Source organism: Haloarcula marismortui ATCC 43049 (assembly GCF_000011085.1).
GTDB lineage: Archaea > Halobacteriota > Halobacteria > Halobacteriales > Haloarculaceae > Haloarcula > Haloarcula marismortui.
The window spans coordinates 144,482-155,300 of sequence record NC_006394.1; the positions used below are offsets into that span (position 1 = coordinate 144,482).

At 57.7% G+C, this 10,819-nt stretch carries 5 protein-coding genes; all 5 read right to left on the reverse strand.

Translation table 11 applies throughout. The annotated features are described in order from the left end of the window. Window positions 1-167 precede the first annotated feature (167 nt). From RR_RS02260 to RR_RS22920, 5 genes are read right to left on the reverse strand one after another with little or no spacing between them, the layout of a single operon-like run. Window positions 168-3,806, reverse strand: a complete 3,639-nt coding sequence (locus RR_RS02260) for a DEAD/DEAH box helicase (protein ID WP_011222495.1) — start codon at window positions 3,804-3,806, stop codon at window positions 168-170. Then, the gene (locus RR_RS02265) at window positions 3,807-6,704 is read right to left on the reverse strand and encodes a DUF1156 domain-containing protein (RefSeq protein WP_011222496.1); all 2,898 of its coding nucleotides are present in this window, start codon (window positions 6,702-6,704) and stop codon (window positions 3,807-3,809) included. A 15-nt stretch (window positions 6,705-6,719) separates the two neighbouring features. Then, complete coding sequence (locus RR_RS02270) at window positions 6,720-7,337, reverse strand: DUF7680 family protein (RefSeq protein ID WP_011222497.1); 618 nt, start codon at window positions 7,335-7,337, stop codon at window positions 6,720-6,722. After that, a complete protein-coding gene (locus RR_RS02275) occupies window positions 7,334-10,627 on the reverse strand; it encodes an ATP-binding protein (protein WP_011222498.1) in 3,294 nt (1,097 codons plus the stop codon). The genes RR_RS02270 and RR_RS02275 overlap by 4 nt, the downstream gene beginning before the upstream one ends. After that, window positions 10,624-10,758, reverse strand: coding sequence for a hypothetical protein (locus RR_RS22920; RefSeq protein WP_006169676.1), 135 nt, complete (start codon window positions 10,756-10,758; stop codon window positions 10,624-10,626). Before RR_RS22920 ends, RR_RS02275 begins: the two co-directional genes overlap by 4 nt. Between the last annotated feature and the right edge of the window lie 61 nt (window positions 10,759-10,819).

The following is a 10,819-nucleotide window of genomic DNA, read 5'->3' on the forward strand; positions in this document are numbered from 1 at the left end:
AGACTGGTTTTCTGGCTAGTACTAAAACGTGACCGGGTTGCTTCCGGAATTACCCCATTTGACGGCTTGATAGCTACCTCAATCACGGTGATGTCCGGCGGTTTTGTTTGTGGAAGATTCGTGCTTCCGGGAACTTCCGGAAAGCCCTCTGCCCCCCGAAAGTGCCTCTACTCTGTAGCTGGAAGTTGGGATAACCAGTTCAGTACAGTTTGCTCTGCATCGTCAATGTCTGAGACTGAGTTCGTCCCCCCGAGGAGATTTTTCACACTCTCACTCGTTACAGCTGGTTCTACAACAGTCGCTTGTTTGGCTTCGGCGACCCGACTACTTCGGGTAACAGACGATCCACTCTCTCCACGCTGACCACAGACGAACTCCACATTATCGACTTCTGCTGGGGCAGCTTCGCGGACGAGCGCTTCGAATAGTGGATCTCCAGGTAGGAGCAGCCGAATCGACGGGAACTGCTCAGCAATCTCTGGGTTGAACGTCACAACAACACCGCTACCCCCTCCAAGCTCTGCCTGAGCTGTCTCTCCGAGCGACTCCGGCATTGCTACTGCATCCTCCTCTGGCAGTTCCAGAACGTATGCATCGTCGACGATATCTTCGAAGTCGTCGGCGCGGTCATGGTTCCGGAGGGCAGTAAACGACCATTCTGTCTCTTCGAGGCGGTCGCTTTGCGTAATCTGCGTCTCGATCGTCTCCAAGCTCACCAACGGTTCATACGACCGATCACCGGTCCCGATCTCATCGAATGCGGGATAGCAATAGGGTTCCCACCCGTCAAGTCCGGAACTCTCGATTATCGCCTCTTTCGTCGCCACCTCTTCTGGCTCACCTGCTAGCCCGGTCTCCTCGGCTTTCTCCTGGGCACGTTTTGCCCGTGAGTCCGCTTCTTCGACGACTTGCTCACTTGGCTCTCTGGTGTCATCCGATCCGGAACTACCCATAACGGCGTCTTTGATGTCCTGCTCGATGCTGTTCAGTACCGGACGCATCGGCCCAACCACGTTCTCGAACAGCTGTAACCGTCCCTCCAGTTCCTCGTAGATGTCGCCGTCGATGCTGTCCTTATAGGCGTAGTTGATGATCTTCACGACCTCGTTCTTCTGGCCAATACGGTCGATTCGACCGATGCGTTGTTCAACCCGCATCGGATTCCACGGCAAATCGAAATTGATCAGCGCATCCGCGGTTTGGAGGTTCAGCCCCTCACTCGCGCTGTCTGTACAGATCAGGATATTGGTATCCCCGTCAGTGAAATCGCGCTTGATCGCCTCTTTACCGACGTTCACCCACTCTCCGGTTGTTTCGTCGTACTGCATCCCGCCACCACCACTGTACGTACCGACGTTTGGATGCGTGTCTGTCAGCGTCTCACGGATATGCTCGAGGGTGTCGTGATACTGCGTGAAGATGATAATGTTATCACGGGCGCTCTGACGGAGTGAGCGAATGTCGCGGCGCAGCTGCGCTACCTTCGGGTCGGTGTGGGCTTGCCTGAGATCGTCCACGAACTCTTGGAGGGCCGTCCGCTCCGCCTGAATCACGTCAGCCGCGCCACGACTACTCGGCTGATAGGCGTCGAGGGATGCTTGGCCGATTGCCTCGTCGATGGTCGCTTCCGTCACTCCGGCGTCCCTACTAAGCTCGGAGACCTCCTCGGTCATGTCCTCAACCTTCTCGTCGAGCTTCTCCATCCGGCGCTGGAGGCTCTGCTTGATGGCGTGTAGACTGCTCGTCAGGCGTTGACGATACGTGGTCATCACGAAGCCCAACGCGAGCTTCTCCTTCCCTGTCAGGATTTTCTGCGACTGCTTATACGTCTCATCAATATACTGCTCTACCTGATCGTACAGCGGGGCTGCGTCACCCAGCTCGATACGTTTTGTCTCGACATCCCGAGTCGGAACCGTATCGTCGAGGAGCCCCAGATCCTGACACTGCTCCAAGACCGCTCGAGTATTCCGGAAGATGCGGGACTGAACTGGTGTCGCCCACTGAGAAGCTTCCACAAGTGCGCTCCACTCCGTTGGCCCACAGTCGAAAATGAGCGAGCGAGGATCGTCAAAGCGAGGGGAGGTTTCGCGCACGCCGACGAGTTTCTCGAGGGCTTTCCGCTGTTGAATTGACTCCGTGTCCGTCGCCTCGACTAGCGCCTTCGCCTGCTCGTCGTAGCCGGGATTCGACGTGAGATGTTCGTGAATGAGTTTCCCGAACCGTTCAATTCTCGGTCGGCCTTCGTCCTCCTCCAGATCGAGCTCTTTCTGGAACTGTTGGAGAACCTGTTGCTGTCCATCGGCTATATTCTGATACCGAGAGCCGACGGTGCTGAGGCTGTCCTCGAGTGCCTGCCGTGTTTCGAAGAACTCGACGAATCGGTCCTTGTCGTCCCAACCCTCTGGAAGATCGCACAGTCGAAGGAGATCGTAGAGCTCGCCAACATTCAGCTGCATAGGCGTCGCCGTGAGAGCGTAGAGACACCGGGAGGCCTCCTCGGCTTGTCCGAGCAGGTCGTAGAGTTTCGTCTCCTCGCGAGCACTGTGTGCCTCGTCGACGACTGTGAGGTCCCACACGTTCTCGTCGATGCGTGGGGCGACGTGTCCCTGATTACCTTCGCGGCGGGCGGTATGCCACGACTCGATTACGACGGTTGGCTCATCTCTCTCCGTAACGAACGAACCAATCGGCGTGTTCTCCCAGGCATCGGCGTCGACCGCTCCGGATGTGGGGATACGGTGGTCCTCTGCGTCTCCGAGAGGACCGATCATGTAATCACCGTCGTAGGACCGTTCGTGATAGTAGGCGTGGATATTGAAGCGGTCGAGGAGTTCGTTCTGCCACTGCTGTACCAACCCTGCAGGAACCAGAAACAGCGCCTGCTCAGCCTCTCCGACCTGCATCAGCCGTGAGAGGGTCAGGCCTGCTTCGATGGTTTTGCCGAGGCCCACCTCGTCACAGAACAGGAGGTTGTTCGGGTAGATACTGACTGCTGTATCGGAGATCGTTCGCTGATGGGGCCAGGGGGTGACAGTACTGATTTCCTCTGCGAGATGGATTCCTCCCGGTGTTCGTCCGGCGACCGAGACGACGCCAGCGGTATCGTCTTCGGGCACCGTCGTTTGGGGGTCGTGATTCTGGACCCGCTCGACGTGTTCCTCAAGTGTTCCATCGGTGTCCTTCCAGTCGATGAGGTCCTGGCGTGCAGCTTCGTCGAGCTCGAAGACATCGACGGAGGGGTGGAAACCGTTCCAGAGTGCGTTGAACGTCGAGACGTCTTCCTCGACGTACTTCGCTTCGCCGCGACTCCAGGAGCGATGAACTTTGAAGCGTTCGTAGTTGTACTGCCACGCACTGAGCGTCTCGTTGATACTTCCCTCGAAGCTGATCTTGTTGCCCTCGCGATCGACACCGATGCCGAGCTTCGGGTGGAAGAGTCCGTCACCGCCTTTGGGGTCGCCGACCTTGATTTGGAGGTCGCCGCGGTCGAGGAGGGTCGCGATGATGGTGAGTTGGGACTCAACCCACGGTTCGAGGGGTTCATCTGCGTCAGGGAACATCGCTCCCTTCTCGCGCTTCTGGAGATCGGCTCCAGCGATGACACGTACTGTTCCATCAGTCTCGAGGAGGGAGTCAACCCCTTCGAGAGCGTGCGCCAGACTACGCAGACTCAGATAGCCGGCCAGCCGGTCGTAGCGGATAACCTCGTTGAGGAATGGCCGGTAGAACGTCTCCATGAGCGTCCGGTTGGTCCGGAACTCGCTCTCGTACACCGGCTCCCACGAGACGTCCCTGAGGGTCATTTATTCGAACTCGTTGAGTGCTGCCTGATTATCTTCGTCGTCCTCTCCTCGAACGTTGAGATTGATGTTGCTGATGTCGATATCGAGGTATTCGCCCGTGCGCCCCGAGAGTATATCGCGAAGGGTTTCCGCAGTTTCGTGTTCTTGGGGAAGCACCTCGAGGAGGGCAGTGACGGTGGTCCGGAACCGCTCGTCATTCTTCAGACCACGATCGGATAGCCACTCCCAGGCAGCTTCTGGACCTTTGGTTTCGTAGACGTGGATGGCAGAATGGACTGCATCGATGCCGTGACTGAAGCGTTCATCAGTCGGGTTCACGGGATATTTGCGGCTGGAGACGTCTTCTCCGTTTTCGACACGAACGATGTCCTGTACTCGGTTGCTGTGGGTTTTGAGCTGGACATCACCACTGCTTTTCCCCCAGATTTTGGTGTCCCGTTTCACGTCGTCGATGTTGACACCGACGCCGATTCCGAGCTGTCGAGCCTCGTCATAGGGCATCGTGTCTGTTTCGTAAATTAGCCAAGAGAGGACGTACCAGCGCGTCAGCCCGTCAAGATCGTCGAAGCCTTTCGTGTCCAGATACCGCTCGGCGAGAACTTCCGCGACGGCGTCGCGGGCGGCTGAAAGTGCGTCGCGGGGCGGGACTTCCTCCCCCTTCTTATCCACGACGGGGTAGTTATCGGCGAAGACGCGTAGAGTTGGACCGAACGCTGCGATAATCGTGTCCGTCTTGGTGAGGCTCAGACCGGAGTCCAGAAGCTCTCGTGCAGCTTTCTTTGCTTCGGACCGTGTCTCAGATTTCACATCGTCCCAGAGCGTCGCCCCGCCAGTATCCTCCTTCTCGTGCAACGGCTTCCGTCCCGTGAGGAGGATTGTGCTGTCAGCACTCTGGCTCCCGCGCATCACGACGCGGTTTGGCATTTCACTTGTGATCGGGTGTGTCGCGGTAATTGTGAACCCGGCTTCGATGAGCGACATCGACAGCGTATCCCAGGCGTCGGTCTCCTTATGTGTGAACATAATTGTCAGGACGCCGCCGGGCTCAAGAGTCTCGTAGAGTTCAGAGAAGATTTCTGCCATCTTCTCTTCGTAGTCCTCTTTTGCGAGTTGCTTCTTTGACTTCTCACCTTCCAGTCCTTCGAATCTGGAGGTATTCGCAACAGCTTCGTCAGACTTGTTGGTTAGTTCTGAGGTGAAGAACTCGGGATGGACGTCGCTCAAGTACGCCTTCTGCAGGACGTAGAAGCCATCTGCGAGTTGGGCGTACATGACGCTATCATAGTATGGGGGGTCAACGACTGCAGCTTGGACAGAACCCTCTCCGACTTTCGACGTGAGATCAGCTGCATCCCCACAGTACACCTCTGCTGCGTCTCGGCCCGCAGCCATCTCAACGAGCTGCTCGTAACAGTCGATCACCTTCCGCGAGGTATCTTCGTACCCCATCGTTTCAGAGACTAAATTGTTGTCGCAGAACACTCGACGGAACGAGTAGTTGTGAGACATGAACATATTCGCAGGATATCCTCTTCCTGTGTCCCACGGAGACATTCGAGAGTTCCGATCAATCATCTTACTGGCAGAGATCGTAAGGATCGTCAGGATGGCCTCTGCCTCGCGTGTATCGTATTCCTCACGAATCTCCTCAGCGCATTCTCGAAATGCGTTACAGTACTCGTAATGGGAGACCAGCTGACGCGGATTGAAGATATCTCGCCATTCCTCCATCCCGTAAGTCGCCGGATCGGTGATACGACTACTCACTTCGACCTTTTCAGACAGGAAAGTGAGCAGCTCGAAGTCGGATTCGATACGCTCTTCGGCGCGCTTGAGGGCTTGCTGGTCGAGGTCGTCACCCGCCCGATACCCTGAACCACCACGGGGATCGTCGTACTTGACACCGTAAATCTGGTACTCGAACTCGCCGTTCTTCAGCAGTTCCCGAGTCTCTTCGTACTCGGTAATCACACCACAGTGGGGGCATTCTACGTCCGAGCGCGATACTGTCCCCTCCGACGGATCGAAGTCAGTGTTCGAGTTCTCTGTGAGCTCAACGCATTCATACGACACGTCCCCGTTCTCGTAGTGTGGTTTGATCGCGACGCCTTCGCCGGCGCTACGCTTGTGGAGCCACCACTTCGGCATCAACGGGACCGTCCCAGCACAGGACTCACACTGAATGTGGTACGTACAGGCCGATGCCAGCACTTCACGGCCATCCCGCTTCGTAGGGTACAGATCGTCGAGCTCCTCGCTCGCCTTCTTTTGGATTCGGTCGCGCCATTTGTAGAGGTCATCTTCGAGCGATCCGACCTCCGGCGCGTACTCTAACATCACCTTCAGGATCACCGACGGGACGGGATTCAGCTCATTCGCGATGGTGGGCAAGTCGTAGCGGATGGACTCGAAGGGAATCACTCCGCCACCAGCAGTCGCATCTAGAACAGTCGGTAATTCGCCATCCCAGGTCTCTCGCAACGAGGTATGTAGATCTGCCAGCTCGTCTTCGGTCGGAGACTGTGTGAACGGTCTCGGATAGCCGTACCACTCGCCGAGTGTCCCGTCACGCTGTCCTTCAGTCGTCTTGCGCTCTTGAACGTACTCGCTGATGTTCTCTTCTAGACCGTCTGGCCCGATCTGCATCAGCGACAGCAGTTCATCCGCACTCGTTCCCTCCTCCATTACCGATCCAAGAATCGCCAGACGAGCCGCAGGGGTGGGGCGGCGAGCGAACCACGGGTGGATGTACCGGTGCGGCGGCATGTGCTTCGGATTCGCTTCCTTGAGATTCTCAATCCCCACTGCCTTCAGGGGAAGTTCGCCCTCGATTGCCAGCGAGGTGTACTCGTCGTCAGATTCAGATTCGGTCTCGGATGTCGTGTGGGAGTCGCTCATAATATCGAAATCTCGTTAGATGTGGTCGGCGAGCAAAACGCGAAGTGCTTTCGTACCGCTGGGCGAGGACGGCGAGCGAGCCTTAGCGTGCCAGTAGTAGCATTCACCCAGGCTCATCTGGTCGATTCCCTTTGCGACTTCACGAAGACGGTCCCGGCGTCGCATTGGCTTCATCGCACGGAACGCGATCGAAAGCCGAACACCGGCCGCTTCGGGGAGACTGACGCTTGCGGGGTCGCCTGTACAGACGGTCTCGGGATCAAGACTCAGCTCACGGAAGGTGGATTCGATGAGGAAACTAACCTCGTTGAACGCCCCGCCGCGTAACGTCGCGATACGAATCGCACACCAGTCATCCCAATCGTACGCTGCGTCATCTGCCCCGGGGAGTTCGGACGGAGAACGGTCGCCGACAATGGCCTCCTCCAGTTCACGTACTGAGACGCTTACCGCTTTTTGCACTCTCTCGAACCGTTCTCGTCGAGCCGTCGCGATATCACGGGGCGCCAGCTCGTAGAGCGTGATTTCGTGCTGGTCGTCGACCCGATCACGCGTCAACACGAACGTCGGTCGATTCCCGTAGGCGCCGGTGGTGAAGGCGAACGAATTCCCCTCGGCGATGCCCTGGCTCATACTTGAGTCACCTCGCTGGATTCGATCACACGGATCTGCGTGTGCATCGTGACGGTGAATGCGTTGTCGACCGCGAGGAGCTCGTCCAGGAGGTCGAAGGTGTCGCCATAGAGACGGTCATCGCCCTCGTCGAACTCAATCGCGAACTCGGCTTCAGCGGTACGACCGCCATCCGGATTCGCGAGATCTTCCGGCTCCATGTTGAATCTGAGGTGGCTCGCAAAGACCTCCGGGCGTCCATTGAAATCGACTTCGAACTCTGATTTCGAGTCGGCTCCGTCGTTGGCTTCATAATCGAAGTCCATCGTCGTGTCCTCTGCGAAGTCCTCATCGTTGCTGAGTTTGTTCGCAGTGAACCACGCGCCCTTCCACGCATCAGCCCCGTCCAGATGGATCCAGACGCCTTCGACGATGGGCGTCAGTTCGTCAGGGTGTCCGTCGTACTCCTCGCGGGCGCTGGTAAGTTCGTCCGCGATGTCAGCCCGCATTTCCTGCAGGGCCCGAGAGACGTGTGCGGGCTCGGAGGTTCGAACTTCGATGAGTTTACTGAACGGCTCAGGTTCGTCATCGCCACCTGAACCGCCGCCGCTACTGCCGCCAGTCTCCTCCTCATCGTCGTCAGTGGTCTCGTCCTCTTCCTCTTCGTCTTCGTCGAGTTCCTCCCAGTCGATTTCACTCCCGACGTCGTCGACCAGCTCATCAAGCGAGGTATAGAGTGTGTGCGACTGCGAGAGCTTCACGTCCTGATAGCTGAGGCCCGCGTGCAGATTCTTCGCGTCGTCGAGTTCGTGATCAGTTGCCGTGAGCGTCGTTTCGGGCGTGTAGTACCCGGTCTTCTGCTCCTCGTCCCAGTAGGCGTACCCGTCTTCACGGACGAGCTGGGCGATCGTCTTTCGCAGTGGGATGGGTGACAGGAGAATCTCCGCATCCTGACGTTTCCCGAACTGTTCTTCGATTGCTCTCGTCGTCATCGAGGTCGATCCGACGTTCCAGATCGTCGCCTCGAACCAGTCAACACCGTAGGCGTCCTCTCCTTCGGGGATGATCGCGCCTGCTTCATCGAGCTTCTCGATGACACTCTGATGGATGGTGCTGTCGGTAGTGACGTTCCGATGAGCCAGGCCGTCTCCAGTCGGGAAGTAGAGATGCGTATACGCCTTTTTGATGTCCTGATCGAGCGTGCCCTTCGCGCTATCGAGGCGTTCACCGAGCTTGTCCTGCTGTTCGGTGTTGAGCTCGTACTGGTCGCCGAGGTTATTCTGGATGTGTTTGATGGCAGCGACGCGCTCTGCGGTCCGCTTTGCGTCGGACACGTCGTTCGCGCTCGCGGCGAGGAAGACGACGTTGTTCTTGAACACCCGTGGCGTCTTCTGCCCGCCACTCGACGATGCTGTATTCTTGAACAGCGTTTGGATTGCCTCGGGGACGGTCTCGTAGTCCGTGATGGTGACCGTATCGAAGTCCATCACGCACAGATGCGCTTCGTCGGCCGTATCCGGGATTTCGTGCGGCTCTTCCGGCCCGACAATCACATTCAGACTGCCCTGACCGAGCGCCTCGTCGAGGGCTTCCTCGAGATGCCGACGGGCGAGCCCGTCTTGCAGTTGCTCGACGACGGAATCGATGAGTTTCGTGAGGTTTGGCTCTGACTTGAATTGGATCTTCTCACCGTTGTCTCCGTGTAGGTAGAAACACGCAGACCGACGTCCCTCTCCAAGGAGGTTATTGAGCGCGTCGTCGTAGTGCGCTAGCTCGACTTCGGTGTTGGCAATCGCGTGTCGAAGAGGCCGGCGTGTAGTGCCGCGCCCGTCGGCGCCCTTCACGATGCTTTTCCAGAGGATTGCCGTCGTCAGATGTGTTCCGAGTGGGGGGTGTCCGTTCTTGACCCAATTCCGGTCCTCTTCCTCTGCGTTCGCCGTGCCATCTTCCGAGAAGATGTCGGCCTTGATCGCGGCCTCGAAGTCCATGTCGACCGACGAGAACAGCCGGAGAAGCGTCGAACGAACGTCCCCATCGGAGGGATGCATATCGAACAGACGAACGAAGTGGCGTTCTTGGTAGTCGCTCTGGTGCTGCCAGAGGCGGTAGACTGCGCGGGAGAGGAGCTTGAGCGCACCACGAGTGCGCTGGAACGACGGGAGGGAATCCAGTTCCTCTGTGAGTGTATCGATGACCGTCGGATGAATCGGGTAGCTGTCTTCGAGGCGGTCTCGGTGTTCCGGGTTCGTCGCACTGTCGGGGAAGGAGTCACGATCACCCGTATAATGGGACATGTAGGCATCAACTGTCGCATCGCGCCCATCTTCCACGACGTTCTCGAACAAGCGGTGTCGCAGGACAGCGGCAATTTCGTTGTCCTCCGTCGGCGTAATGGAGCCCTCGACACGGTCGCTGATACTGTTGAACTCAGAGATGGTCTCGGAGACCAGACCACGGACGTCTTCGGCTTGGTCGGCGAAGGCGGTGTCCGCGATACTGAGGACAACAGTGACCTTGTCGTTGTTCTGCGTCGCGGACAGCAGCGACATCAGGAAGGTATTCGTCTGCTTCGCGAGCGTCGAATCTCCGATTTCGACAGCGGCAGCTTGCTCGAGATATGCGGCGATCTCGTCGATGAGGATGAGCGATGGATTGTCGTTCCGCTCGAAGAGCCGCTCGAGTTTGGTCGTTCCTGGAGGCGTTCGGTTCTCGTCGTTTTCGCGCAGGAACTCGTAGCCTTCCCGCCCGAACAGCTGGTAGGCCATTTCGCCCCACATCGTCTTCGTCGCGGGGGCGTCAGGGTCGTCGTAGTTCGAGCGAGCGTCCTCGGCGTCGACGTGTGTGCCCACGAAGACGGCTGAGTTGACGTCGAGACCGAGTGCGGCGGCGTCAGTATACTCATCGGCGATGTCTTGGTCGAGGATGAAGTCAGACAGATCGGGGACAGCACTCGGCGATTCTGCGAGGTGATACGCGGCGATCTGGTTGTGGGTTTTCCCGCCACCGAAGCTGGTGTCGAGTCGGAGAATGCCGTTCGTGCCGGTGTAGTCGTCGTTATGTGCGCCGACGAAACGGGTTGCGAGACGAGTGAGAAGCTCCTGCAGACCGCTAGTGGGGTAGGTTTTCTCGAAGAAGAGTCGAGGATCAGCGTAGACATTAGGAGCGTCGTCGCTGTGGGCGACGTCCGCGAGGCTAGCCGCGAATTGGTCCTCGGCGAGTTCGCCGGTGAGAACGTCCTGGCGAGGTTCGCAAGAGTCGAAAATACTCGGCGGTCGATTCGTCGTGCCGGTGGTTGTGGGCGTATCGCTCATTCGTTTGTAGAGGTAGTTTCGTTGGCGCGTTCTTTGAGGAGCGTCTTGATTACTGAATCGAGGGACGTGTGGTCTTCCTCGTCCTTGATCTCCTCTAGCTGTTCTTTCGTCCAGTCCTGTACCCGTATCATCGGCATAATTGTATCACGAAATGTCCACTTCCCTGAGTTTCCTGCATAGTAGGTTATCAGG

Bases quoted from the DNA above. Each gene is read 5' to 3' on its own strand.
- RR_RS02270 (WP_011222497.1), bottom strand. From the start codon at position 7,337: ATGAGCCAGGGCATCGCCGAGGGGAATTCGTTCGCCTTCACCACCGGC.
- RR_RS02260 (WP_011222495.1), bottom strand. From the start codon at position 3,806: ATGACCCTCAGGGACGTCTCGTGGGAGCCGGTGTACGAGAGCGAGTTC.
- RR_RS02265 (WP_011222496.1), bottom strand. From the start codon at position 6,704: ATGAGCGACTCCCACACGACATCCGAGACCGAATCTGAATCTGACGAC.
- RR_RS02275 (WP_011222498.1), bottom strand. From the start codon at position 10,627: ATGAGCGATACGCCCACAACCACCGGCACGACGAATCGACCGCCGAGT.
- RR_RS22920 (WP_006169676.1), bottom strand. From the start codon at position 10,758: ATGATACGGGTACAGGACTGGACGAAAGAACAGCTAGAGGAGATCAAG.